Genomic DNA, 23,421 nt, shown 5'->3' on the forward strand with positions numbered 1-23,421 from the left:
CTCAGAACAGGGGGCCGCCGCCGAACGGTTCCCGGTGCGACGGCGGGGTGCGGCCCTGCGTGTCGGTGATGCCGTATTCGACGGCCAGCTCCGCCGTCACGAACGTGTGGCCGCTCCGCTCGGGCAGGGTGGGGTCCGCGGTGAGGGCGCAGATCACCTCGCCGACGAACTCCGGAGACTCGGCGTCCGCGACGGGAAAGCCGGCGATGGTCTCCAGCCCGCTGGCGACGATCATCTCCGTGCGCACGATGCCCGGCCACAGTGAGACCGCACGGACGTCGTGCGGCGCCAGCTCCGCAGCCATGTCGCTGGCCATCTTGTCCAACCCGGCCTTGGACATGCCGTAGAGCACCGAGTGCAGGTGTCCCCGGGTTCCGAACGACGAGATATTCGCGATCAACCCGGACCGCCGGGGCACCATCAACCGGGCTGCCTCCACCGACGCAACGTAGTGGGCGCGCAGTCCGACGCCGATCAGCGAGTCCCAGTCGTCGAGGGGCCGTTCCCAGAACGGTGTGCTGAACCCGCCGAATCCCTCGGGTGCGGCCCACACGTTGTTGACCAGCAGGTCGAGTCGGCCCGCCTGCTCGTCCGCGATCCGGGTGAACAGGGTGTGCACCTCCTCGTCTTCGCGGTGATCGCAGGCCACCGCGACGCCGGTGCCCCCGGCGTCGGTGACTGCTCGCGCCGACGCCGCCAGCGGGCTGTCCGCGGTCACCGGGCCGCGTCCGGTGACGTAAACGGTCCACCCGGCGGCTCCCAGCGCGGTCGCGACGCCCTTGCCGACGCCGCGGCTTCCCCCGGTGACCAGTGCTACCCCGGCGCTCACTGGACGACCACCGTGTCCTCGGTGAGCGGGCGGGTGATCGACCATCGAGTGGTGAAGTGGCATCGCGACATTCGCCAGACGCCGTCCTCGAACCGGTAGGCGTCGTCGTACTCGCCGGCGGACACCATCTCCGTCCGCTTCAGCAGATCGACCTGGCGGAACTGCCGCGTCCACGTACCGGTCGCCTCGGTGTCGCCGTGCAGCACGATGTCCGGATGGAAGCCGTGGTGCATGTCCAGAATCACGTGCTTGCCGTCCACCTCGTGGAGCGCGATCCTGCGGAAGATGTCCGTGAGCCGGTCGGCGTCGTCGAACCGGCCGAGCGGACCGAAGTCGACGGACGCCCCGGACGCGACGAAGCAGGCACGGAACGCATCCGGATCCTTGCCGTCGCACGCTCGCCAGTAGCGGTACTTGAGGGCCTTGATCGCGGTCACCCGCTCCAGGTCCGCCACACGCTGCTCCACCGAGCGTTCGTCCACGCCGCCGTCCTCCCGTTGCCGTTCAGTGTGTCGGGAGAGACGCCAGGCCGGGAACGCGCCGGGTGGGGGCACATTCCCGGTGGGCGGGAACCTCCGCGTCAGGGCTGGCCGGGAAGCGGGTCGGTCACCGGATCGGTGCCGAGGGCCACCCGCCAGGTGGCCTCCCGGACGGCGGCGTCGGTCAGCGCGGTCACGCCGAGCGTGCGGGTGTCCGGCGTCTCGCCGTGCTCGACGACCGCCCGCCACGCGACGGCGGTGTCGGCCTCGACCTGGGCCGCGAGCTGCGCGGCGGTGATCGGGTCGGCGACCGGGAACGGCAGCGTGTAGCCCGCTTCGGCGGCCGGGGCCGTCAGACCCGCCGAGGTCAGCGTGTCCAGGAGTTCGTCCCGGCGGGCCCGGTGGGCCGCGGCGGCGGTGGCCACCTGCGCGGCACGCGTGGGATTCGAGAAGGCGGCGACCACCCCGTAGGCGAACACCGCGGAATGTTCGGCGGCCAGCGCGTCGCCGAGGGTCCTGCTCTCGGCTTCGGTGGGTGTCGTCACGGCAGCACCACCGCCAGGTACGTTCCGCACGCGGCGCTGATCGACGCACACAGTCCCGCGCGGTACCCGGTCAGCGCGCGGGCCGAGTCGGCCGCACTGCGCTGCGACTCGGCCAGGTCGGCCCGCAACTGCTCGAGACCGGGCGGAGGTGCGGGTGCGGTCGGTGTCGCCGACGAGGGAGCGGACGTCGTCGGTGCGGTGCCGTCCGGGTACGTTCCTGCGGCCCTGGCGATTTCGGCGTCCAACGCGTCGGCGTGCGCGGTCCGCTGGGCGCGCACCAGTTCGAGTGCGGCGCCACGGTCGGGCAGCAGTGCGATGGTCGACGCCGCGCCCGCGGCGTCGCGACGCGCCAGACGCGACTGCGCGAGCAGTGAATCGACCTCGACATCGGCGTCCTCGCCGTCGGCGCATCCCGCCAGCAGGGGGACGCTCGCGACGCCGAACGCGGAGGCTGCTGCGAACCGGAGAGCGGTGCGCCGGGACACGGCCGGACCGGAAGTCGGGGGCCGGGAGACGGTGGGCATGAGCACCGGTCCATGGTGCCAGGTCGGGCCGCGATCCCGGGAATCGAGCACCGGGGCTGGTCACGGGCGCCTCGAATCGGCGTTACTCTTAGATGCTCGAACCCGTCCCGGCGGGTTCGAGGCGCTGCCCTGTGCGGCACGATGACCTGCAGACCACGACACACGACGAGCGACAACTGAAACGAGGAGCTTCCCCGATGCCGGTTCCATCCAAGGAGAGGGTGACGGAGCTCATCTCCGATCTGGTGCAACGTCAGGGCTACGACGTGGAGGATGTTGCGGTCACCCTCGCGGGTAAGCACAGCGCGGTCCGGATCATGGTGGACAGCGACGCCGGACTCGAACTCGACGCGGTCGCGAACCTGAGCCACGCGATCTCCGAGGTCTTCGATTCGGTGTCCGATTTCGGGGAGTCCCCGTACACGCTCGAGGTCACCTCTCCCGGTATCGACCGGCCGCTCACGCACGAGCGGCACTGGCGCCGGGCCCGCGGACGCAAGGCCCGCATCGACCTCGCGCACGAGACCGTCGTGGGCCGGATCGGGGCCCTCGACGACGACTCGGTCGCGGTGGTGATCGGCTCGCGCACCGGTCCGGACGTTCGGCGCATCGCGCTTCCGGACATTCAGAAAGCTGTTGTGCAGGTGGAATTCTCGAAACCCGACCCGAGGGAGCTGGAACTCGCGGGCGGAATACCCGAGGGTCGCGTGGCACCTGCGGACGCGGACGCGTCGGAAGATGAAGAAGTAGTAGAGGGGCTGGACAAGTGAATATCGACATTGCGGCGCTGCGCGCCATCGAAGCCGACAAGGGCATCTCGATCGAGACCGTCATCTCGACGATCCAGACGGCGCTGCTCACCGCCTACCGGCACACCGAGGGGCATCAGCAGCACGCCCGGATCGACGTCGACACCAAGAGCGGCATCGTCCGGGTGATGGCGCACGACGTCGACTCCGACGGCAACATGGTCGGCGAGGAATGGGACGACACCCCGGAAGGTTTCGGCCGGATCGCGGCGACCACCGCGCGCCAGGTCATCCTGCAGCGGCTGCGCGACGCCGAGCACGAGCGGAGCTTCGGCGAGTACTCCACCCACGAGGGTGAGATCGTCGGCGGCGTGATCCAGCGCGACACGAGGGCGAACTCGCGCGGCATGGTCGTGGTGCGGATCGGGAGCGAGGCCAGCGGCGCCGAGGGCCTGATCCCGCCCGCCGAGCAGGTGCCCGGGGAGAACTACGAACACGGCGAGCGGCTCAAGTGCTACGTCGTCGGTGTCGCCCGCGGGCAGCGCGGACCGCAGATCACGTTGTCGCGCACCCACCCGAACCTCGTGCGCAAACTGTTCGCGCTCGAGGTCCCGGAAATCGCGGACGGCTCGGTCGAGATCATCGCCGTCGCCCGCGAGGCAGGCCACCGGTCGAAGATCGCCGTCCAGTCGCGGGTACAGGGTCTGAACGCGAAGGGTGCGTGCATCGGGCCGATGGGTCAGCGGGTGCGCAACGTGATGAGTGAGCTGGCCGGCGAGAAGATCGACATCATCGACTTCGACGACGATCCGGCCCGGTTCGTCGGCAACGCGCTGTCGCCGTCGAAAGTGGTCTCCGTCACTGTCGTGGATCCCGAGGCTCGGGCCGCGCGTGTCGTCGTCCCCGACTTCCAGCTGTCCCTGGCCATCGGCAAGGAAGGGCAAAATGCCCGTCTTGCTGCGCGCTTGACCGGGTGGCGCATCGACATCCGCAGCGACGCAGCACCCGCTCCCGAGTCGGCAGGCGGACCCGCCGCGACCAGTCGTTGAGCCGGGAATGCGGAGATCGGGGCAAGTCGGCGGTAGAGTGGTCAATGGTTCAGCATGAGCATCCCGATTCCGCGCGCGTTCCTACCGGTTCACCGGTCCGAACATGCATAGGATGTAGGGAGCGCGCGCTGGCTGTCGATCTGCTCAGGGTTGTGGTTAGTGAGAGCGGGCCGCAAGGTCATGTTCTCGCCCCGGACCCGAGGCGCAGGCTTCCCGGTCGAGGTGCGTGGCTGCACCCCGTCGAGGTTTGCCTGAGTCTCGCGGAACGACGCCGAGCATTCGGCAGAGCGCTGCGAGTGTCCGGAAGTGTCGACACGTCAGAAGTCGACCACTGGGTACGCGCAGGGCACCCACCCAGAGCAGTACCTCTCGAACAGAACAGGCACAAGCACTCATGAGCACACCGTGAAGCACCAGCGATGATCGTCCATCGGAGATAACCCGAGGTCGTGCGGGCCCCTCTCAGGGGAGCCTCCTGCTCGACCTCATCAGTGAGGAGAGCAGTGGCAGGCAAGGCCCGCGTGCACGAGTTGGCTAAAGAACTCGGTGTCACAAGTAAAGAACTACTCGCAACGCTCAAGGAGCAGGGCGAGTTCGTGAAGTCGGCGTCCTCCACCGTGGAGGCGCCCGTCGCCAGGCGTCTGCGGGAGTCCTTCCCGTCGGCGAAGTCGGCCGATTCCGCAGCCCGTCCGGCTGCCAAACCCGGCGCGCCCGCGCCGAGCGCCCCCGCGACCTCGGCCAAGCCGGGCGGACCCCGTCCCGGCCCCAAGCCGGCAGCCCCGGCTCCGGCCGCACCCGCTGCAGCAGCACCCGCGCCCACTCCCGAGGCTCAGGCCCCGGCACCGGTCGCACCCGCAGCGAGCGCAGCCACCCCGGCGGCACCGGCGAGCAACGCTCCCAAGCACGGTCGCCACAGCCTGATTGAGCCAGCTCCGGCCGCACCCGCAGCCCCGGCCGCCCCGGCGGCGGCCAGCGCCCCCGCGGCGCCGTCCACGGGCGCCAAGCCCGGCGGACCCCGCCCCGGACCGAAGCCCCCGCGCGTCGGTAACAACCCGTACTCCTCGGCTCCGGCCGAGCGTCCGGCACCCCGTCCCGCTCCCGGCGCGCCGCGTCCGGGTGCACCCCGTCCGGCTCCCGGCCAGGGTGGACCTCGTCCGGCACCGGGTCAGGGCGGTCCCCGTCCCGCTCCCGGCCAGGGTGGACCTCGTCCGGCTCCCGGCCAGGGCGGTCCCCGTCCGGCACCGGGTCAGGGTGGACCCCGTCCCAGCCCCGGCTCGATGCCTCCTCGCCCGAACCCGGGCGCGATGCCTGCTCGTTCGGCACGTCCCGCTCCCGGCGGTCGTCCCGGTCGTCCCGGCGGAGCCCCCGGCGGTCGTCCCGGTGGCGGCGGCGGTGGATACCGCGGCGGCGGAGCCCCCGGTGCCGGCGCAGGCGCGCCCGGTGGCGGAGCACCCGCAGGTGGTTTCCGCGGTCGTCCCGGTGGCGGTGGACGCCCCGGTCAGCGCGGTGCGGCAGCAGGTGCCTTCGGTCGTCCCGGTGGCGCCCCGCGTCGTGGTCGGAAGTCGAAGCGTCAGAAGCGCCAGGAATACGATTCCATGCAGGCGCCCGCCGTCGGCGGCGTGCGGTTGCCCCGTGGCAACGGCGAGACCATTCGCCTCGCCCGCGGCGCTTCCCTGTCGGACTTCGCGGAGAAGATCGACGCGAACCCCGCAGCGTTGGTGCAGGCACTGTTCAACCTCGGCGAGATGGTGACGGCGACCCAGTCGGTCAACGACGAGACGCTGGAACTGCTCGGCGGCGAGATGAACTACGTCGTCCAGGTCGTCAGCCCGGAGGACGAGGACCGCGAGCTGCTCGACAGCTTCGACCTCACCTACGGCGAGGACGAAGGCGGCGAAGAGGACCTCGAGTCCCGCCCGCCGGTGGTCACCGTCATGGGCCACGTCGACCACGGTAAGACCCGACTGCTCGACACGATCCGTAAGGCCAACGTCCGGGAGGGCGAGGCCGGCGGCATCACGCAGCACATCGGTGCCTACCAGGTGCTGACCGAGCTCGACGGCAACGAGCGTCTCGTGACGTTCATCGACACCCCCGGTCACGAGGCCTTCACGGCCATGCGTGCCCGTGGTGCCAAGGCCACCGACCTCGCGATCCTGGTCGTCGCCGCCGACGACGGCGTCATGCCGCAGACGGTGGAAGCGATCAACCACGCCCAGGCGGCCGACGTGCCGATCGTGGTCGCGGTGAACAAGATCGACAAGGAAGGCGCGAACCCGGACAAGATCCGGCAGCAGCTCACCGAGTACGGACTGGTCGCCGAGGAATACGGCGGAGACACCATGTTCGTCGACATCTCGGCGAAGCAGGGCACCAACATCGACGCGCTGCTCGAAGCGGTGCTGCTGACGGCGGACGCTGCCCTGGACCTGCGGGCCAACCCGGACATGGACGCACAGGGTGTCGCCATCGAGGCGCACCTCGACCGTGGACGCGGCCCCGTCGCGACCGTGCTCATCCAGCGCGGAACGCTGCGGGTCGGCGACTCGATCGTGGCCGGCGACGCATACGGACGTGTGCGCCGCATGGTCGACGAGCACGGCGACGACGTGCTCGAGGCCATGCCTTCGCGTCCCGTCCAGGTGGTCGGTTTCACGTCGGTCCCCGGTGCAGGCGACAACCTGCTCGTGGTCGACGAGGACCGCATCGCCCGTCAGATCGCAGACCGGCGCAATGCGCGGAAGCGCAACGCTCTGGCCGCGAAGAGCCGCAAGCGCATCAGCCTCGAGGACCTGGATTCGGCTCTCAAGGAGACGTCGCAGCTCAACCTCATTCTCAAGGGCGACAACTCGGGAACCGTGGAGGCCTTGGAAGAGGCCCTGCACGGCATCGAGATCGACGACGAGGTGCAGTTGCGGGTCATCGACCGTGGTGTCGGTGGCGTCACCGAGACCAACGTCAACCTGGCCGCTGCGTCGAACGCGATCATCATCGGGTTCAACGTGCGCGCCGAGGGCAAGGCGACGGAGTTGGCGAACCGCGAAGGCGTCGACATCCGGTACTACTCGGTGATCTACCAGGCCATCGACGAGGTCGAGAAGGCTCTCAAGGGCATGCTCAAGCCGATCTACGAAGAGGTCGAGCTGGGCAAGGCGGAGATCCGCGCGATGTTCCGTTCGTCCAAGGTCGGCAACATTGCCGGTTGCCTCGTCACCTCGGGTACCATCCGTCGCAATGCGAAGGCCCGGCTGCTGCGTGACAACACGGTTGTCGCCGAGACCGTCACCATCTCCTCGCTGAAGCGGGAGAAGGAGGACGCTGTCGAGGTACGCGAGGGTTACGAGTGCGGTTTGACGCTCACCTACTCCGACATCAAGGTCGGTGACGTCATCGAGGCCTACGAGCTTCGGGAAAAGCCGCGCGACTAGTCGCCATCCGTTTGGGGTGACGTAGCAGCGTCATCCGGCGTGCGCTTCTCCGGCCGAGTCGATCGGCCGGGGGAGCGCACGTCTCCCCGAAGGAGGAAAGTTTGTACGTCGGTGCGCTCGAGCTCGACATCTTGCTCGGTGACGTGCGATCTCTCAAAGAGAAGCGTGCAATGGTCAAACCGGTTCTGGCGGAGCTGCGACGTTACGGCGTCTCGGCGGCGGAGACCGGGGAACAGGATCGGTACCGCCGGTCGATGCTCGGCGTCACGATGGCGAGTTCGGCGGTCGATCACGTACACGAGGTGCTCGACACGTGCGAACGGCACGTCGCCGGGATGCCGGAACTGCAACTCCTTGCGGTCCGGCGAAGGATTTTCGGCCCCGAGGACTGATTCGGAGCGCCCTGCCCGCCCGCCGCGTCCGCGGCCCGGCGTGCAGAATGAACTACAGCTACACCGCAACTTCACAACTTATCGAGCGGCCAGGGAGAGGAGTCTGATTGTCATGGTGGATCCCGCCCGGGCACGAAAACTCGCCAAGCGCATCGGCACGATCGTCGCGACGGCGATCGACCACGAAATCAAGGACCCTCGCCTGGCGTTCGTCACGATCACCGATACCAAGGTGACGGCCGATCTCCACGACGCCACCGTCTACTACACCGTGATGGGCGCCGACCTCGAATCCGAACCGGACCTCGTGTCCGCGGCCGCGGGACTGGAGAAGGCGAAGGGCGTTCTGCGCTCGAAGGTGGGTGCAGGCACCGGAGTCCGGTTCACGCCGACGCTGACGTTCGTCGCGGACACGGTCCCCGACACGGCACGGCACATGGAGGAACTCCTCGCCCGCGCCCGCGCCGCCGACGACGAGGTCGCGCGGGTCGCGGCCGGTGCGTCCCCGGCCGGCGACCCCGACCCGTACAAGGAACCCCGAGTCGAGGACGCGGACGACGCCGAAGTCGACGAGCCGTCCCGTTCCCGCCAGGCGGACTGACACGAACCGACATGACCCACACTCAGGAGACGTCCCTGTCTGATCTCGATCGCCACGAGGTGTTTCTGCCGCAGGCGGTCGCCGTTCTCGAGAACGCGACGTCGGTGACGATTCTGTGCCACGTCCAACCCGATGCCGACACGATCGGCAGTGGACTCGCCCTGGCATTGGTGCTCGAGCGCAAAGGGATTCCGGTGCAGGTCGCGTTCGGCGCGCCCGACGAACTGCCGGAGTCGATGCGGGAACTGCCGGGCACTCACCTGCTGGTGCCGGCGGACCAGGTGCGCCGCAACGTCGATCTGCTCGTCACCGTCGACTGCGGCAGCGCCGGACGTCTCGGGAAGCTCGCCGACCGGCTCGCGAACGCGGGCGAGACCCTCGTCATCGATCACCACCGGTCCAACACCCGGTTCGGCCGGATGAACCTGATCGACGAGTCGGCGGAGTCGACGACCGCGGTCGTGGCGCAGATGTTCGACGTGTGGGGTGTGGACATCGACGCCGACCTCGCACACTGCCTGTACGCGGGTCTCGTGACCGACACCGGTTCGTTCCGCTGGGTGCAGCCCGGCACGCACACTCTCGCGGAGCGGCTCCTCGCCACCGGAATCGATGGAGCCCGCATCGCCCGTCGCCTGCTCGACACCCACCCGTTCGGGTGGCTGCCGATGTTGTCGTCGGTGCTCGGGTCGGCGACGCTCGTCCCCGAGGCGGCGGGCGGGCGTGGACTCGTCTACGCCGTCATCCGGCAGGCCTACGTCGGGGATCTGCGCTCGGAGGAGATCGAAAGTGTCATCGACATCGTCCGGACGACGTCCGAGGCGGAGGTCGCGGCGGTCCTCAAGGAGGCGGCCGACGGCACGTATTCGGTGTCGCTGCGGTCGAAGTCCGACGTGGACGTCTCGATCGTCGCCGGGTACCTCGGCGGCGGCGGTCACCGGTTCGCTGCCGGCTACACGGCCGTGACTTCGGCGGACGAGATCGTGACCGCACTCGTCGAATCGCTCGGCTGAGGTCCGAAATCGTTGGCTGAGGTTTCGGAGGTCACGGGCGACGCGACCGCCCGGACGGTGTTCGGGCTGGCGTTGCCGGCTCTCGGTGTGCTCGCGGCCGAACCGATCTATCTGCTTTTCGACATCGCCGTCGTCGGCCGGCTGGGTGCGCTGGCGCTCGCCGGCCTTGCCGTCGGCGGTCTCATCCTCGCTCAGGTCAGCACCCAGCTGACGTTCCTGTCCTACGGCACGACGGCGCGCGCGTCCCGCATGCACGGCGCCGGCGACGAGCGCGGCGCGGTCCGCGAGGGCGTGCAGGCCACGTGGCTGGCGCTGGGCATCGGCGCGGTGGTGATCGCGCTGGTCCACCTGTTCGGACGGCCGGTCACGTCGGCGATCGCCGGCGGCTCCGACATCGCCGCGGCCGCCGGGAGCTGGTTGCGGATCGCCGTGTTCGGCGCCCCGCTGATCCTCGTCGCGATGGCAGGCAACGGCTGGATGCGCGGTGTGCAGAACACGGTGCGGCCCCTGCGATTCGTGATCGCCGGTCTCGTCGTGTCCGCCGTCGCCTGCCCCGTGCTGGTGCACGGATTGTGGGGCGCGCCGCGGCTGGAACTGGAGGGTTCGGCGGTCGCGAACGTGATCGGGCAGGCTGTGTCCGCGAGCCTGTTCGTCGGGGCGCTGGTGGTGGAGCGGGTGCCGTTGCGGCCGCGGTGGCACGTCATGCGGGCTCAGATGGTTCTCGGCCGCGACCTGATCCTGCGGAGCCTGGCGTTCCAGGCGTGCTTCCTCTCGGCGGCCGCCGTCGCGTCCCGGTTCGGCGCCGCTGCGGTCGCCGCCCACCAGGTGGTGCTGCAGCTGTGGAACCTCGTGGCCCTCACCCTCGACTCCCTGGCGATCGCCGCACAGGCGCTCGTCGGTGCCGCACTGGGCGCCGGGCACGCCGCCGGCGCGACGCGACTGTCGTGGCGCATCACCCGATGGTCCACGATCTTCGCGACCGGACTCGCCCTGGTCTTCGCCCTCGGCCACGGCGTGATCCCCGAACTGTTCACCTCCGACCGGGCCGTTCTCGACGAGATGGCGGTCGCCTGGTGGTTCTTCGTCGCGATCATGCCGGTGGCCGGCGTCGTGTTCGCGCTCGACGGCGTGCTGCTCGGGGCCGGGGACGTCGCCTTCCTCCGGAACGCCACGCTGGCCTGCGCGCTGGCCGGGTTCCTGCCACTGATCTGGCTGTCGATGCTGAACGACTGGGGCCTGGCGGGAATCTGGACGGGCCTGACGGTGTTCTTAATTCTTCGGATGCTTGCGGTCGTGTGGCGGGTCGGAACGGGCCGCTGGGCAGTGGTCGGGGCCGACCTGCAGGCACGGCACGGATCGGACAGCGGTCCGGCGGCGGAGCACGATCGGAAAGGTGGTTGACGTGGCACCCAAACTGATGGCGGTGAGCGACACCCATGTGGGTCACCGGGGAAACCGCCCGATCACCGAGGACATCTACCCGGACTCGCCCGAGGACTGGCTGATCGTCGCCGGGGACGTCTCGGAGAAGACCGACGACATCCGGTGGGCGCTGAAACTTCTGCGCAGTCGTTTCGCGCAGGTCATCTGGGTTCCCGGTAACCACGAACTGTGGACGACGGCGAAGGACCCGGTGCAGATCCACGGCGCCGCCCGCTACGACTACCTGGTCACAATGTGCCGCGAGATCGGGGTCATCACCCCCGAGGACCCGTTCCCGGTGTGGGAGGCGGAGGACGGCCCGGTGACGCTGGTCCCGATGTTCCTGCTGTACGACTACACGTTCCTGCCCGACGGCGCCACCACGAAGGAGGAGGGCCTCGCGATCGCGCGGGAGAAGAACGTGGTGGCCACGGACGAATTCCTGCTGTCGAGCGAACCGTACGGAACCCGGGACGCGTGGTGCCGCAACCGCGTCGAGACGACGAAGGCGCGGCTGGACGCCCTGCCCGCCGGCACCCGCACGGTTCTGATCAACCACTTCCCGTTGGTGCGTCAGCCGACGCAGGTGCTGTGGTATCCGGAGTTCTCCCTGTGGTGCGGCACCGAACTGACCGCGGACTGGCACACCCGGTACAACGCCGTCTGTGCCGTGTATGGGCATCTGCACATTCCGCGCACCACCTACTACGACGGGGTGCGGTTCGAGGAGGTGTCGCTCGGTTATCCGCGGGAGTGGCAGCGGCGGGGGCTGCCGGACAATCTGCTGCGGCAGATCCTCCCGGTGCCGGAGTATCCGCCGGGCACGCTGAACAAATGGGGCGGCCATTTCAAGGTCACTCCCGAACAGGAAGCCGAAGTGGAGAAGATGCGGGCGAGGGGGGCTCTGTGATCGAGAGAATTCTGCCTGCCGGTGTGGTGTCCTCGGAACTGTTCGAGGATCCGGCGGGGTTGCGTCCGCACCCGCAGGAGGAGGCGCTGATCGGGCGGGCGGTGGAGAAGCGGCGACGCGAATTCACCACCGCACGTCACTGCGCCCGCCTGGCGATGACGAAGCTGGGTGTGGACCAGGCCCCTGTTCTGCGGGGCGACAAGGGTTCCCCCGTGTGGCCGCGCGGGGTGGTGGGGAGCCTCACCCACTGCGACGGTTACCGCGGCGCGGCGCTCGGTTACGCGATGCAGGTGCGGTCCGTCGGCATCGACGCCGAACCGCACGACGCGCTGCCCGACGGGGTGCTGGACGCGGTGAGCCTGCCCGCCGAACGCGACTGGCTGTCGGGTGCGGCGGACGCCGGGCAGTGGCGTTCGGCGACCGGTGATCCGGTGCACCGGGACAGACTGCTGTTCTGCGCCAAGGAAGCCACGTACAAGGCGTGGTTCCCGCTCACCGCCCGGTGGCTCGGGTTCGAGGACGCGCACATCACGTTCGAGGCGTCCGGCGACGGCACGGGCACGTTCCATTCGGATCTCCTCATTTCCGGGGAGACCGTCGACGGACCGCCGCTGGCCTCGTTCGACGGCCGGTGGATGGTGTCCGACGGCCTCATCATCACCGCCATTGCGGTGCACTGATTTCGGTGCCGTGACGGCGGCTGGCAGAATCGGGCCTCGTGTCTGCACGTGAAAAGCCTTCTTCCGGTCTCGTCGGCGCCGGACTGCTCATCGTCGACAAGGACGCGGGCGTCACCAGCCACGACGTGGTGGCCCGGTGCCGCAAGCTGCTCGGCACCCGGAAGGTCGGCCACGCGGGCACTCTGGACCCGATGGCCACCGGGGTGCTGGTGCTCGGTATCGAGCGGGCGACGAAGCTGCTGGGGCTTCTCGCGCTCACCACCAAGGCGTACACGGCCACGATCCGGTTGGGACAGGCCACCACGACTGACGACGCCGAGGGTGGCGTCGTCGCGTCGGCGGATGCATCCGGTGTGAGGGACGAGGAGATCGCGGCGCAGGTGCGCACCCTCACCGGGGACATCCAGCAGATCCCGTCGAGCGTAAGCGCCATCAAGGTGGACGGCCGGCGGGCGCACGCGCTGATCCGGGCGGGGGAGGAGTTCGAACTCGCGCCCCGGTCGGTCACGGTGTCCCGGTTCGAGGTGATCGCCAGGCGCACCGAGGGCACGTTCGTCGACCTCGACGTCGAGGTGGAATGTTCGTCCGGAACCTATGTGCGCGCGCTCGCACGTGATCTGGGGATCGCGTTGATCGGCGTCGGCGGGCATCTCACGTCGCTGCGACGGACCCGGGTGGGTCCGTTCACGCTCGAGCACGCGCGCACGCTGGAACAGCTGGCCGAGGAGCCGGGTGTCAGTCTCGACATCGACGCCGCCGCGCAGACCGCGTTCCCGCACCGGCAGATCGACGCGGACGAAGCCGAAGCGATCAGTCAGGGTCGCTGGCTCGAGCCGATCGGCATCAAGGGCGTCTACGCCGCGATCGATCCGAGCGGGCACACCATCGCGCTGCTCCAGGAGCGGGGAAAGCGGGCGAGTTCGGTGATGGTGGTCCGTCCCGCGACCCTGAGGTAGCCGCTCACACCAGCCAGATGGCCTGGGCTGCGGGGTTTCCGAGCTCGACGGTGTCTTCCTGGACGCCGATCCGGACCGACACGGTGCCGGCGAAGTCGCGTCGCTCCAGCACCGTCACCGTGACGTCCAGTGCCACACCCACCGAGTCGAAGTACCGCAGCATGGCCGGGTCGGAGTCCGAGATGCGGGCGATGCGGCCGCTCTCACCGTTGACGAAGTCGCTGAGCTGCCGTGCCGGGGGAGTGGGCACCGACCCATCGACCGCGGGGATCGGATCGCCGTGCGGATCACGTTCGGGATGACCGAGCTTGGCGTCCATCCGGGAGATCATCAGATCCGAGACGGCGTGCTCGAGCACCTCCGCCTCGTCGTGTACCTCGTCCCAGCCGTACCCGAGTTCGTGCACCAGGTACGTCTCGATGAGGCGGTGCCTGCGGACCATCCCGACGGCGGCGACGCGACCCGCCTCGGTCAGGGCGATCGACCCGTAGCGGGCGTGATCGACGAGGCCCTGGTCGGACAGTTTCCGGATGGCCTCCGACACGGTGGACGCCGACACCCCGATCTTCTCGGAGAGCAGTTTCGTCGACACCCGCTCCTGCGACCACTCCTGAACGGTCCAGATGACCTTCAGGTAGTCCTGCGCCACTGCCGAGAGCGCCCCGGTCTCGGAGGTCGAGTCCTCGGTCACGCTCTGGTCATTCTTGTTCACGGCCACGCCCCCGAGCTTAGGCAAGTCTTACCGGCGAGACACATCGACACACCTGATCCGTCCCCTGGGGACGTCACCGACGACCGCGAACCGCGAGGTCGTGACGTTTCTCCGCCACGCCCGACCGCCGGACAGGCGGTCCGAAGATGAACATCGGCGCGCGGCACCGTAGGCTGCCACTCGTGCTGAGATGGCGTGGTCTCGACGAGGTTCCTGCCGACTGGGGTCGTTGTGTTCTCACGATCGGCGTATTCGATGGCGTGCACCGAGGTCACGCCCAATTGATCAGTCGAGCGGTGGCGGCTGCCCGCACGCGTGGAATACCCAGCGTGCTCATGACTTTCGATCCTCATCCGATGGAAGTGGTTCGTCCGGGCAGTCATCCCGCCCAGCTCACGACGCTCGCCCGCAGGGCGGAGCTCGCGGAGGAGCTGGGCATCGACGTGTTCTGTGTCATGCCGTTCACCGCCGAATTCATGAAGCTGACCCCGGAGCGGTACGCCCACGAGATCCTCGTGGAGCGCCTGCACGTGGCGGATGTCGTCGTCGGTGAGAACTTCACGTTCGGCAAGAAGGCCGCGGGCAACGTCGACCTGCTGCGGCAGATCGGCGACCGGTTCGGGTTCGCGGTCGACGGTGTGACACTGCTCGCGGAGCACGCGGTCACGTTCTCGTCCACCTACATCCGTTCCTGCGTGGACGCCGGCGACATGGCCGCCGCGACGGAGGCCCTCGGGCGCCCGCACCGCGTCGAGGGCGTCGTCGTCCACGGCGACGGTCGTGGACGGCAGCTCGGGTACCCGACCGCGAACGTCGCGCCGCCGATGTACGCCGCGATCCCCGCGGACGGCGTGTACGCCGCCTGGTTCACCGTGCTCGGGCACGGAGTCGACCTGGGCACCGTCACGTCCGGCGAGCGGTACATGGCTGCCGTGTCGGTGGGCACCAATCCCACGTTCTCCGGGCGGACGCGCACCGTGGAGGCCTTCGTCCTCGACCGGGAAGCCGACCTGTACGGCCAGCACGTGGCCGTCGACCTCGTCGAACGTCTCCGGGGGATGGAGAAGTTCGATTCCGTCGACGACCTCATCGTCGCGATGGGCAAGGATGCCGAGCGCGCCCGCGCGATCCTGGCGGCGTCGGAGGACGTGCGGTAAAGCACTCGCATTTCAGCTGGTAAAGTAGACCGCTGGCGTGCGCTGCGGTTCGCGGCGGCCGCGCCGAGATTCGATCCTTGCACGCGAACGTCATCACCAGGAGTGAACAAGTGGCATTGACCACCGAAGAAAAGAAGCAGGTTCTGAGCGAGTACGGCCTGCACGAGACCGACACCGGTTCGCCGGAGGCGCAGGTGGCCATGCTCACCAAGCGCATCGTCGATCTCACTGAACACCTCAAGATGCACAAGCACGACCACCACTCCCGCCGCGGCCTCCTGCTGCTGGTCGGACGCCGTCGTCGTCTGCTCAAGTACGTCCAGAAGGTCGACATCGCGCGTTACCGCTCGCTGATCGAGCGTCTCGGCCTGCGTCGCTGAGTTTCGCACACAGCGATCATTTCGATCGCAAATCACTCCGGTAGCCGGCGGGGCCTTGCTTAGACTGGGCCTCGCTGGCTATCGGTGTTAGCTGCCGAGGGCAGCACTACCGTATGCACCCGAGAATGTGGTGTCGGTCTTCGGTAGTGGTCTTCCGGACACGGTCCGGCGGACTTCGATCGACGACCGCCTCCGCACAGTGACATCCCGAGAACTCGAGAGGGGGATGTCCCTCAGGTGCGCAGTTCTCGCCAGGAGGGTGAGAACGCCCCCGCGGGTACGGCGAAGACGAGAGGGAAGTGAAAAGAAGAGATGTCAGAGAATTCCGCAGTAGAGGTCGATGAGGGCGTGTTCGAATCCACCGCCGTGATCGACAACGGGTCCTTCGGAACCCGCACCATTCGTTTCGAGACCGGTCGCCTCGCACAGCAGGCCGCCGGCGCCGTCGTCGCCTACCTGGACGACGAGACGATGCTGCTGTCCGCGACGAGCGCCAGCAAGCACCCCAAGGAGCACTTCGACTTCTTCCCCCTGACGGTGGACGTCGAGGAGCGCATGTACGCCGCGGGCCGTATCCCCGGCTCGTTCTTCCGTCGTGAGGGCCGCCCCTCCACGGACGCGATCCTGACCTGCCGACTGATCGACCGGCCGCTGCGCCCGTCGTTCGTCGACGGTCTGCGCAACGAGATCCAGGTCGTCGTCACGGTGATGAGCCTGAACCCGCAGGACCTGTACGACGTGGTCGCGATCAACGCCGCGTCCGCCTCCACCCAGATCGCCGGACTGCCGTTCTCCGGCCCCGTCGGTGGCGTGCGCGTCGCACTCATCACGTCGGACGAGAACAAGGCCGGCCAGTGGGTTGCCTTCCCCACCGTCGACCAGCTCGAGAACGCCGTGTTCGACATGGTCGTCGCCGGCCGCATCGTCTCCGGCAGCGGTGACGACGCCGACGTCGCGATCATGATGGTCGAGGCCGAGGCCACCGACAACGTGATCTCCCTGATCGACGGCGGCGCACAGGCTCCCACCGAGACGATCGTCGCCGAGGGCCTCGAGGCCGCCAAGCCGTTCATCGCTCGCCTGTGCACCGCGCAGCAGCAGCTCGCGGAGAAGGCGTCCAAGCCCACCGGTGACTTCCCCGTCTTCCCGGCGTACCAGGACGACGTGTTCGCCGCCGTCGAGGCCGCCGCAGCGGAGAAGCTCAGCGCGGCACTGACCATCGCCGGCAAGCAGGAGCGCGACGACAAGACCGACGAGGTCAAGGTCGAGGTCCTCGAGCAGGTCGCCCCGAACTTCGAGGGACGCGAGAAGGAACTCGGCGCGGCATTCCGCTCGCTGACGAAGAAGCTGGTCCGTCAGCGCATCCTGCGCGACCAGTTCCGCATCGACGGCCGCGGCATCACGGACATCCGTTCGCTGTCGGCCGAGGTCGCCATCGTTCCGCGTGCACACGGCTCCGCCCTGTTCGAGCGCGGCGAGACCCAGATCCTGGGTGTCACCACCCTCGACATGGTGAAGATGGCGCAGCAGGTCGATTCGCTCGGACCCGAGACGTCCAAGCGGTACATGCACCACTACAACTTCCCGCCGTACTCCACCGGTGAGACCGGACGCGTCGGTTCGCCGAAGCGCCGCGAGATCGGTCACGGCGCGCTGGCCGAGCGGGCACTCATGCCCGTGCTGCCCAGCGTCGAGGAATTCCCGTACGCCATCCGTCAGGTCTCGGAGGCCCTCAGCTCCAACGGCTCCACCTCGATGGGCTCCGTGTGCGCGTCGACGCTCGCGCTGCTCAACGCCGGTGTGCCGTTGAAGGCTCCCGTCGCCGGTATCGCCATGGGCCTCGTCTCCGACCAGGTCGACGGTGAGACCCGTTACGTCGCGCTCACGGACATCCTCGGTGCCGAGGACGCGTTCGGCGACATGGACTTCAAGGTCGCGGGCACGAAGGACTTCGTCACGGCGCTGCAGCTGGACACGAAGCTCGACGGCATCCCGTCCAAGGTCCTCGCCGGCGCGCTGTCGCAGGCCAAGGACGCACGGGCGACCATCCTCGAGGTCATGGCCGAGGCCATCGACACCCCCGACGAGATGAGCCCGTTCGCCCCGCGCGTCACCGCCATCAAGGTCCCCGTCGACAAGATCGGTGAGGTCATCGGCCCCAAGGGCAAGATGATCAACTCCATCACCGAGCAGACCGGCGCCAACATCTCCATCGAAGATGACGGCACCGTGTTCGTCGGTGCGACGGACGGCCCGTCCGCGCAGGCCGCGATCGACATGATCAACGCCATCGCCAACCCGCAGCTGCCGAAGGTCGGCGAGCGCTTCCTGGGGACGGTCGTCAAGACCACTGCCTTCGGTGCGTTCGTGTCGCTCCTCCCCGGCCGCGACGGGCTGGTGCACATCTCGAAGCTGGGCAGCGGCAAGCGCATCGCCAAGGTCGAGGACGTCGTAAGTGTCGGCTCGAAGTTGCGTGTCGAGATCGCCGACATCGACAACCGCGGCAAGATCTCACTGATCCCCGTCGAGGAAGACGGTGCTGCGGCTCCGGCCGAGCAGAGCGAAGAGGCGGCTGCCGAGAAGTAGCCTTCTCCCGGTCGTCACGCCGGCGGCCCCGCACGAATCTCAGCCGATTCCAGAACCGTACTCGTGTCGTACGGGTCGGGGGGTCAGGAGGATGCGGTGGTGAACCGTCCGACATACCGCCGCTGCCATGGCGTCTCGACCGCGTGCCGGTGATAGTGCTGCCGGACGTACGCGACGGCGTCCCGCGCAGGCACCCCGTCGAGGACGGCGATGCAGGCGAGCGCGGTGCCCGTCCGGCCGCGGCCGCCCCCGCATGCCACCTCCACCCGCTCGGACGCGGCACGCCGCCACACCTCGCCCAGCGCATCCAGGGTGTCGTGGCGGTCCCGGGGCAGCGCGAAATCGGGCCACCGGACCCACCGTGAGTGCACCGGAGGCGGTGTGCGCCCCAGCAGGTAGACGGCGAAATCGGGCAGGGGACCGTCGGGGAGCGGTCGTCGCAGCCCCCGGCCGCGGACGAGGCGCCCGGACGGCAGGCGGAGTATTCCGGGAGCGTCGGCGTCCCAGGTGTCGATCATGGCCGTCACTCTATGCGGGGGATCTGTCCTCATGACGGGCAGCGTCACCGCTGCATCTCACCCAGCCGTCCCTCGGTGCGCAACTGCAGAAGCTCGAGAAGTCTCTGGGTGTGCGACTCGTCGCGCGAAATTCGCACGAGGTCGAGTTGACCTCTGCGGGCGAGGAATTCGAGGCTCGGGCCCGGTTGATCGTCTTCCGGATGGAGAAGGCCGCGCAGATTGCAAAGGCCACCGCGGAAGGGCGATCGGGAACCCTGAACATCGGATACGACATGCCGGCAAGCAGGCACGTGCTGCCGTCCGTGCTCGCCAAGATGAGTGCCGTGCACCCGGACGTCGTGGTCTCGTTGTGGGAGGTGAACCGGACCCCAGCTTGCGGACGGCACGCTCGATGTGCCCTCCCCGAGTCGGACCGGCATCTCTCGTGATGCGCGGGGATCGAGTGCCCGACTCGACCCGCTGGCAGGGCAATCCCATCGCACCGGAGCCCGAACGCCGCCGATGACCGTGCGTGGGGGACCATTCGCGTGATGCGCCCTCGGCGTCACGGGGAGGCCGCACCGACCGCGGTGTCGAGATCGGTCAGTGCGGTGTCGAGGTGGCCGATGATCCGATGCAGGTGGGGGACCGCGGTGCGGTCGCCGACCACCGCGACATGCAGCTGCCCGGAACGGCTGGTCAGTGTGATGCTCAGCGCCTGGCCACGCGCGAGGGTCGGGATCGGGTAGACGGCGTCCAGATGGGCGCCGTTCCAATACCGCGGCCGGGTCGGTCCCGGGGTGAAGGAGATCATCACGTTGAACGGCGGCGGGATGTCGTCGAGGACCCGGCGGACCGGGTCGAGCATGATCGGGCTCAGTGTCAGGGCACTGATCAGTTGAAATTGGGTACGGCTCAGGGCGGCGACAACTCCGCTGGTGTGCGCTACGGAGTCGGCGATCCGGTTCAGGCGGGCGAGTGGGTCGCCTTCGTCGGTGGCCAGGGACACCACCATTGCCCCGATCCCACGGTCGCCGCCCGGCCCGATGGTGGGCCCCTCGCCGAGGTCGAGTGGGACGGGGAGCATCGCGGTCAAAGGCGCGTCGGGAAGGGCGTATTGGTCGAGGAGATACGTGCGGAGCGCTCCTGCGCACATCGTCAACACCACTACGTCCAACGGTGCGCCGGTGCAGGCGGCGAGCCGGCGCAGCCGTTTCAGGGGCCAGGATCGGGCGGCGACTTTGCGGGCGCGGCCGGTCGGGGCGTTGAAGATCGTCGGCGGGGACTGCAGAGGCAGCGTGAGAGTTTCCTCGGTCAGGCCGTGGTAGCCGGCGCGGACCAGAGTAGGGACGGCGGCGGCCATCTCCCGCGTGATGCCCAGGCCGGACCACAGCACTCCGCGGGGGTTCAGTGATTGATGTGGAGCAGGTGCCGCGACGGACGGGCTCCACGGCGCCGGGCAGTCCCGGCTGTCCGGATCGACCGAGAGCGTACGGTGCAGCAGCCGCATCCCGGAGGCACCATCGGTCAGGGACAGGTGAAATTTCGTGTACACGGCGGTGCGCCCGTCGGTGAGGCCCTCGATGACGTGCATCTCCCACATCGGGTGCTGCGGATCGAGCGGGATCGAGTGCATCTGCGAGACCAGCCGCAGCAGCTCGGCCATGGTGCCGTCGCCGGGAACGGCGCTGTGCCGCACGTGGTAGCCCAGATCGACGACCCGCTCCGACCGCCACCACGGATACCCGTGCAGGGGGCGGATGGGCAATTTGCGGAACAGCTCGGAGGCCTCGGTGTTCGCGTGCAGGCGCTCGACCATGTCGGCGGCGTGGGCACCGGGTGCGGTGTCGTTCGGGGGATCGAACAGGGCCAGTGTGGCCACGTGCATCGGGTGCGACGGGGATTCGAACAGCAAGAACATCGCCTCGGTCGGGCTCATCGGCGCCAGCCCGCCGACCTCAGCTCGCACGTCCCACCTCCCGGCCTCTGTGGTCCCCAGCAGAGCACACCGCGCCCGTGAGGATCGTGGTTTCAGTCGAGACCACCGACACCGGACCTCACGCAGGCACGCAGGCACGCAGGTCCGCGGATTGTGGGAGTCGCGGCGGGTTCCCGCCGTCGGAGCAGTGTGAGGCCTAGGGCGACTCGTGCACTCTCGGGTAAGCGCTGGACGGCGCGATTGTCAGGGATTTGTCGAGTGCCTTCACCGCAGCGCGTTCGACGAGCAGGGGCACGAAGTCCCGGATCCGGCAGCTGTCGAATCGATGATGGGCGGTCTCGACCGCATTCTCGACCCGGCCGGGGTCGACGTATTGGTATCGCTGGATGAGGTGTGCGCGCACCACGTCGATGTGTTGCCGCTCGGTGACGTCCATAACGGAAATTGTCGTCCCGTCGGTCGCTGTGAGGAAGGGGTTTCCGGGGCTGTTGATCGAGCGGATTTCGATGCTGCGATGCGGACACGTGGCGGGGGCATGACGAGCGCCCTCGTCCGTGAGGGGCTGGCGGAGCTTGCCGCCCGGTACGGCGTTACAGACGTGCAGGTGACGAGTGTCGATGTGGCGCGGGTCGAGACGCTGGATGTGACGGTCCGCAACCCTGCGAAGCCTGATCAGCTCGACCGGTACACCTTTGACGGCGAGTGGTTGAGCGACGCCAGTCCGGTGATGTTCTCCGCCTTGGAGGATCTCGATGCGCGGTCGTTCCGGCTCGGCGACGTTCCGGCGCTGAGTCGGGTGGAGGCGCTGGTGGATGATGCCCTCGCGCACACCGGATTCGATGGGGAGCAGTGGCCGGCATTTCGGTGAACTGGACCCGGGGGCTGTAGCCGACGGTGATGGTCGAGTCACCGCGGTCGTGATCGAGGTGCAGCGGCTGTGACCGGACCGGTGGAGTTGGGTGTGGAGCCCGCGCCGCGGCGGCGACGGGATTTCCACCAACTTTGCGTTGTATTGCGTCGGGGACCGGGGGCAGACGGTCGACGAGGGATGGCTGCGTCCGTTCCTGCTGATCTGGGCGGCGTATCTGGTGGTCGTGGCAGTGGTGTTCTCGGCCGGACGCGTGGCGAGGAGGCCGCACCGAAATGCGGACCCGGAGGATTAGCCGGTGCCTTGTCGGCGTTGAAACCAGGAGGGAACGGACAAACTTCGTTCCCGAGGAGCAACGCACCGATGCACTTCTCACGAGGGAGTGCCTCCTCAGCGATCCGACCTGGACCGGTGGGTATCGGAGCGGTAAGGAGTGGTCATGACCATGGCACGCTCACCCGTGAGCTGTGATCCGGAAATCTGTCTCGCCCAGTATCTGCCACGCGATGTCACCCGCAGCGCGCTCGGCCACCGGCGGGTCACGATGAACCTGGACATCACCGACCACGGCACATGGACCGTCCGCATCGACGAAGGCACCGTCACGTACCGACGCGGCGGGGTTGCACACCCGACCAGCACCGTCCGCACCGACGCGGCCACGCTCGGCGACCTGCTCGCGGGCCGCATCAGCGTGGCCGACGCCTTCCTGTCCGGAGCACTCGAGATCCGCGGCAGCATGACAACGGTCCTCGCGATCGGCGGTACGTTCGCGCCCGATGCCGAATTGCCGACGCGGGCACGCGCCCGCGAGACCAGCGCCTACGGGGTGCGCACGGCTTACCTCGAAGCGGGTGACCCGGACCAACGGCCGGTGGTGCTGCTGCACGGTCTCGGCGCAAACAACTCCTCCATGCTGCCGGTGCTGGCCGACCTCGCATCGGACCATCGTGTGATCTGCCCCGATCTTCCCGGGTTCGGATCCTCGGCGGCCCCGGCCTGGCGTTACACCCCCGAACAGTTGCATCGCTGGTTGCGGGCCTTCCTCGATGCGGTCGACGCCCGCGGTGCCGCGCTGATCGGACACTCTCTCGGCGGCCGCGTCGCACTCGAACTCGCGCTGCGCGACCCGGACGCTGTGACCGGGTTGGTGCTGCTGTGCCCGGCGATGGCCTTCCGTCACCGGCGCCGACTGACCTCACTGGCCCGGGTGCTTCCGCTGGATGTGGCGCGCCTTCCCCTCGCCGTGCCGCCGCGGCTTCTCCACGCGGGGGCCCGTGCCGGGCTGCGGGCTCTGCTGGCGGATCCGGGCGTGGTGCCGCGGCACTGGTACGAGGCCGCAGCTGACGAATGGGAGCTGTCGTTGCGGCATGCCTCCCGTCGCCGGGCGCTGTGGTCCGCCCTGCTCGGCTTGTATCTCGACGAACCGTTCGGGGAGACCGGCCTCTGGGACCGGATCGCGGGCCTCGAGGTGCCCGCGCTGTTCCTGTGGGGCGACCGCGACACACTCGTTCCGGCCCGGTTTGCGCGTCACGTCACGAGCGCCGTTCCCGCCGCCAGATCGGTGACGCTGCAAGCCTGCGGGCATGTACCCCAGTTCGAGCAGCCCGAAATCACCCTCCGCCTGATCCGCGAGCAGCTCGCCACCACAGCACGTGAGCCGACCCGCTCGAACACGGGGCGCATAGCCTGAGTGCCGAAACCA

At 68.7% G+C, this 23,421-nt stretch carries 25 protein-coding genes and 1 pseudogene; 18 read left to right on the forward strand and 8 right to left on the reverse strand.

The window, feature by feature from the left end; translation table 11 throughout:
* Window position 1: 1 nt before the first annotated feature.
* The 4 genes from MLGJGCBP_RS25985 to MLGJGCBP_RS26000 form a co-directional block, all read right to left on the reverse strand.
* Window positions 2-829: an SDR family NAD(P)-dependent oxidoreductase gene (locus tag MLGJGCBP_RS25985; protein ID WP_160098963.1), complete on the reverse strand. Its 828-nt coding sequence runs from the start codon at window positions 827-829 to the stop codon at window positions 2-4.
* Window positions 826-1,311, reverse strand: a complete 486-nt coding sequence (locus MLGJGCBP_RS25990) for a nuclear transport factor 2 family protein (RefSeq protein WP_160098965.1) — start codon at window positions 1,309-1,311, stop codon at window positions 826-828. Before MLGJGCBP_RS25990 ends, MLGJGCBP_RS25985 begins: the two co-directional genes overlap by 4 nt.
* Window positions 1,312-1,409: 98 nt before the next feature.
* Window positions 1,410-1,853 carry a ferritin-like domain-containing protein gene (locus tag MLGJGCBP_RS25995; protein ID WP_160098967.1) on the reverse strand — a complete coding sequence of 148 codons (444 nt, stop codon included), beginning with the start codon at window positions 1,851-1,853 and terminating at the stop codon, window positions 1,410-1,412.
* Window positions 1,850-2,377, reverse strand: coding sequence for a hypothetical protein (locus tag MLGJGCBP_RS26000; RefSeq protein ID WP_160098969.1), 528 nt, complete (start codon window positions 2,375-2,377; stop codon window positions 1,850-1,852). The genes MLGJGCBP_RS25995 and MLGJGCBP_RS26000 overlap by 4 nt, the downstream gene beginning before the upstream one ends.
* Before the next feature lie 197 nt (window positions 2,378-2,574).
* On the opposite strand from MLGJGCBP_RS26000, the gene rimP reads away from it, so the two are divergent.
* The 11 genes from rimP (at window position 2,575) to truB (ending at window position 13,577) form a co-directional block, all read left to right on the forward strand.
* A complete protein-coding gene (gene rimP / locus MLGJGCBP_RS26005; protein WP_160098971.1) occupies window positions 2,575-3,147 on the forward strand; it encodes a ribosome maturation factor RimP in 573 nt (190 codons plus the stop codon).
* Window positions 3,144-4,175, forward strand: a complete 1,032-nt coding sequence (gene nusA, locus MLGJGCBP_RS26010; RefSeq protein ID WP_072937876.1) for a transcription termination factor NusA — start codon at window positions 3,144-3,146, stop codon at window positions 4,173-4,175. The genes rimP and nusA overlap by 4 nt, the downstream gene beginning before the upstream one ends.
* Window positions 4,176-4,219: 44 nt before the next feature.
* Entirely contained in the window at window positions 4,220-4,573 is a 354-nt protein-coding gene (locus tag MLGJGCBP_RS26015) for a YlxR family protein (protein ID WP_072937877.1), read from the forward strand.
* Between the two features lie 105 nt (window positions 4,574-4,678).
* Window positions 4,679-7,603, forward strand: a complete 2,925-nt coding sequence (gene infB / locus MLGJGCBP_RS26020; RefSeq protein ID WP_160098973.1) for a translation initiation factor IF-2 — start codon at window positions 4,679-4,681, stop codon at window positions 7,601-7,603.
* A 101-nt stretch (window positions 7,604-7,704) separates the two neighbouring features.
* A complete protein-coding gene (locus MLGJGCBP_RS26025) occupies window positions 7,705-7,995 on the forward strand; it encodes a DUF503 domain-containing protein (RefSeq protein ID WP_015890369.1) in 291 nt (96 codons plus the stop codon).
* Between the two features lie 112 nt (window positions 7,996-8,107).
* A complete protein-coding gene (gene rbfA, locus MLGJGCBP_RS26030; protein WP_015890370.1) occupies window positions 8,108-8,596 on the forward strand; it encodes a 30S ribosome-binding factor RbfA in 489 nt (162 codons plus the stop codon).
* 11 nt (window positions 8,597-8,607) lie between these two features.
* The gene (locus MLGJGCBP_RS26035; RefSeq protein WP_087555735.1) at window positions 8,608-9,609 is read left to right on the forward strand and encodes a DHH family phosphoesterase; all 1,002 of its coding nucleotides are present in this window, start codon (window positions 8,608-8,610) and stop codon (window positions 9,607-9,609) included.
* A gap of 12 nt (window positions 9,610-9,621) precedes the next feature.
* Window positions 9,622-11,010 carry an MATE family efflux transporter gene (locus MLGJGCBP_RS26040; RefSeq protein WP_160098975.1) on the forward strand — a complete coding sequence of 463 codons (1,389 nt, stop codon included), beginning with the start codon at window positions 9,622-9,624 and terminating at the stop codon, window positions 11,008-11,010.
* A gap of 1 nt (window position 11,011) precedes the next feature.
* On the forward strand, window positions 11,012-11,941 hold the full coding sequence (locus MLGJGCBP_RS26045) for a metallophosphoesterase family protein (RefSeq protein WP_087555737.1): 930 nt from the start codon (window positions 11,012-11,014) through the stop codon (window positions 11,939-11,941).
* On the forward strand, window positions 11,938-12,621 hold the full coding sequence (gene npt / locus MLGJGCBP_RS26050; protein ID WP_160098977.1) for a 4'-phosphopantetheinyl transferase Npt: 684 nt from the start codon (window positions 11,938-11,940) through the stop codon (window positions 12,619-12,621). Before MLGJGCBP_RS26045 ends, npt begins: the two co-directional genes overlap by 4 nt.
* A gap of 38 nt (window positions 12,622-12,659) precedes the next feature.
* Window positions 12,660-13,577 (forward strand): tRNA pseudouridine(55) synthase TruB, encoded by a 918-nt coding sequence (gene truB / locus MLGJGCBP_RS26055; RefSeq protein ID WP_160098979.1) that lies wholly within the window; start codon window positions 12,660-12,662, stop codon window positions 13,575-13,577.
* Window positions 13,578-13,581: 4 nt separating this feature from the next.
* On the opposite strand, the gene MLGJGCBP_RS26060 is transcribed toward truB, so the two are convergent.
* Window positions 13,582-14,295 (reverse strand): metal-dependent transcriptional regulator, encoded by a 714-nt coding sequence (locus MLGJGCBP_RS26060; RefSeq protein WP_124392845.1) that lies wholly within the window; start codon window positions 14,293-14,295, stop codon window positions 13,582-13,584.
* A gap of 176 nt (window positions 14,296-14,471) precedes the next feature.
* On the opposite strand from MLGJGCBP_RS26060, the gene MLGJGCBP_RS26065 reads away from it, so the two are divergent.
* The 3 genes from MLGJGCBP_RS26065 (at window position 14,472) to MLGJGCBP_RS26075 (ending at window position 18,412) form a co-directional block, all read left to right on the forward strand.
* Window positions 14,472-15,446, forward strand: coding sequence for a bifunctional riboflavin kinase/FAD synthetase (locus MLGJGCBP_RS26065; RefSeq protein WP_025432373.1), 975 nt, complete (start codon window positions 14,472-14,474; stop codon window positions 15,444-15,446).
* Between the two features lie 110 nt (window positions 15,447-15,556).
* Entirely contained in the window at window positions 15,557-15,826 is a 270-nt protein-coding gene (gene rpsO, locus MLGJGCBP_RS26070) for a 30S ribosomal protein S15 (RefSeq protein ID WP_015890377.1), read from the forward strand.
* 312 nt (window positions 15,827-16,138) lie between these two features.
* Window positions 16,139-18,412, forward strand: a complete 2,274-nt coding sequence (locus tag MLGJGCBP_RS26075; RefSeq protein ID WP_160098981.1) for a polyribonucleotide nucleotidyltransferase — start codon at window positions 16,139-16,141, stop codon at window positions 18,410-18,412.
* An 83-nt stretch (window positions 18,413-18,495) separates the two neighbouring features.
* Here the strand turns inward: MLGJGCBP_RS26075 and MLGJGCBP_RS26080 are convergent, their stop codons facing one another.
* On the reverse strand, window positions 18,496-18,930 hold the full coding sequence (locus MLGJGCBP_RS26080; RefSeq protein ID WP_160098983.1) for a protein-tyrosine phosphatase family protein: 435 nt from the start codon (window positions 18,928-18,930) through the stop codon (window positions 18,496-18,498).
* Between the two features lie 35 nt (window positions 18,931-18,965).
* Between MLGJGCBP_RS26080 and MLGJGCBP_RS26085 the strand changes: the two are divergent.
* A pseudogene (locus tag MLGJGCBP_RS26085) lies at window positions 18,966-19,326 on the forward strand (LysR family transcriptional regulator); the annotation flags it as partial.
* Between the two features lie 148 nt (window positions 19,327-19,474).
* On the opposite strand, the gene MLGJGCBP_RS26090 reads toward MLGJGCBP_RS26085, so the two are convergent.
* Window positions 19,475-20,848 carry a wax ester/triacylglycerol synthase family O-acyltransferase gene (locus MLGJGCBP_RS26090; RefSeq protein ID WP_087555743.1) on the reverse strand — a complete coding sequence of 458 codons (1,374 nt, stop codon included), beginning with the start codon at window positions 20,846-20,848 and terminating at the stop codon, window positions 19,475-19,477.
* 196 nt (window positions 20,849-21,044) lie between these two features.
* Window positions 21,045-21,284 (reverse strand): three-helix bundle dimerization domain-containing protein, encoded by a 240-nt coding sequence (locus MLGJGCBP_RS50640; protein WP_087555744.1) that lies wholly within the window; start codon window positions 21,282-21,284, stop codon window positions 21,045-21,047.
* Between the two features lie 99 nt (window positions 21,285-21,383).
* Here MLGJGCBP_RS50640 and MLGJGCBP_RS50645 point away from each other — a divergent pair, with 99 nt between their 5' ends.
* The 3 genes from MLGJGCBP_RS50645 to MLGJGCBP_RS26105 all read left to right on the forward strand — a co-directional run bounded on the left by MLGJGCBP_RS50645 (window position 21,384) and on the right by MLGJGCBP_RS26105 (window position 23,409).
* Window positions 21,384-21,716 carry a hypothetical protein gene (locus MLGJGCBP_RS50645; RefSeq protein WP_201453197.1) on the forward strand — a complete coding sequence of 111 codons (333 nt, stop codon included), beginning with the start codon at window positions 21,384-21,386 and terminating at the stop codon, window positions 21,714-21,716.
* A gap of 91 nt (window positions 21,717-21,807) precedes the next feature.
* Window positions 21,808-22,011 carry a hypothetical protein gene (locus MLGJGCBP_RS26100; protein ID WP_160099007.1) on the forward strand — a complete coding sequence of 68 codons (204 nt, stop codon included), beginning with the start codon at window positions 21,808-21,810 and terminating at the stop codon, window positions 22,009-22,011.
* A gap of 144 nt (window positions 22,012-22,155) precedes the next feature.
* Complete coding sequence (locus tag MLGJGCBP_RS26105) at window positions 22,156-23,409, forward strand: alpha/beta fold hydrolase (RefSeq protein WP_236581366.1); 1,254 nt, start codon at window positions 22,156-22,158, stop codon at window positions 23,407-23,409.
* Window positions 23,410-23,421 lie beyond the last annotated feature (12 nt).

The organism is Rhodococcus sp. T7 (assembly GCF_009872365.1).
Classification (GTDB): domain Bacteria; phylum Actinomycetota; class Actinomycetes; order Mycobacteriales; family Mycobacteriaceae; genus Rhodococcus_F.

What these genes read in the sequence shown, in the direction of transcription:
- MLGJGCBP_RS26000 (WP_160098969.1), bottom strand. Translation starts at nt 2,377, where the DNA reads ATGCCCACCGTCTCCCGGCCCCCGACTTCCGGTCCGGCCGTGTCCCGG.
- rimP (WP_160098971.1), top strand. Translation starts at nt 2,575, where the DNA reads ATGCCGGTTCCATCCAAGGAGAGGGTGACGGAGCTCATCTCCGATCTG.
- MLGJGCBP_RS26015 (WP_072937877.1), top strand. Translation starts at nt 4,220, where the DNA reads ATGGTTCAGCATGAGCATCCCGATTCCGCGCGCGTTCCTACCGGTTCA.
- rbfA (WP_015890370.1), top strand. Translation starts at nt 8,108, where the DNA reads ATGGTGGATCCCGCCCGGGCACGAAAACTCGCCAAGCGCATCGGCACG.
- MLGJGCBP_RS26035 (WP_087555735.1), top strand. Translation starts at nt 8,608, where the DNA reads ATGACCCACACTCAGGAGACGTCCCTGTCTGATCTCGATCGCCACGAG.
- MLGJGCBP_RS26075 (WP_160098981.1), top strand. Translation starts at nt 16,139, where the DNA reads ATGTCAGAGAATTCCGCAGTAGAGGTCGATGAGGGCGTGTTCGAATCC.
- MLGJGCBP_RS26080 (WP_160098983.1), bottom strand. Translation starts at nt 18,930, where the DNA reads ATGATCGACACCTGGGACGCCGACGCTCCCGGAATACTCCGCCTGCCG.
- MLGJGCBP_RS26090 (WP_087555743.1), bottom strand. Translation starts at nt 20,848, where the DNA reads ATGAGCCCGACCGAGGCGATGTTCTTGCTGTTCGAATCCCCGTCGCAC.
- MLGJGCBP_RS50640 (WP_087555744.1), bottom strand. Translation starts at nt 21,284, where the DNA reads ATGGACGTCACCGAGCGGCAACACATCGACGTGGTGCGCGCACACCTC.
- MLGJGCBP_RS50645 (WP_201453197.1), top strand. Translation starts at nt 21,384, where the DNA reads ATGACGAGCGCCCTCGTCCGTGAGGGGCTGGCGGAGCTTGCCGCCCGG.
- MLGJGCBP_RS26105 (WP_236581366.1), top strand. Translation starts at nt 22,156, where the DNA reads ATGACCATGGCACGCTCACCCGTGAGCTGTGATCCGGAAATCTGTCTC.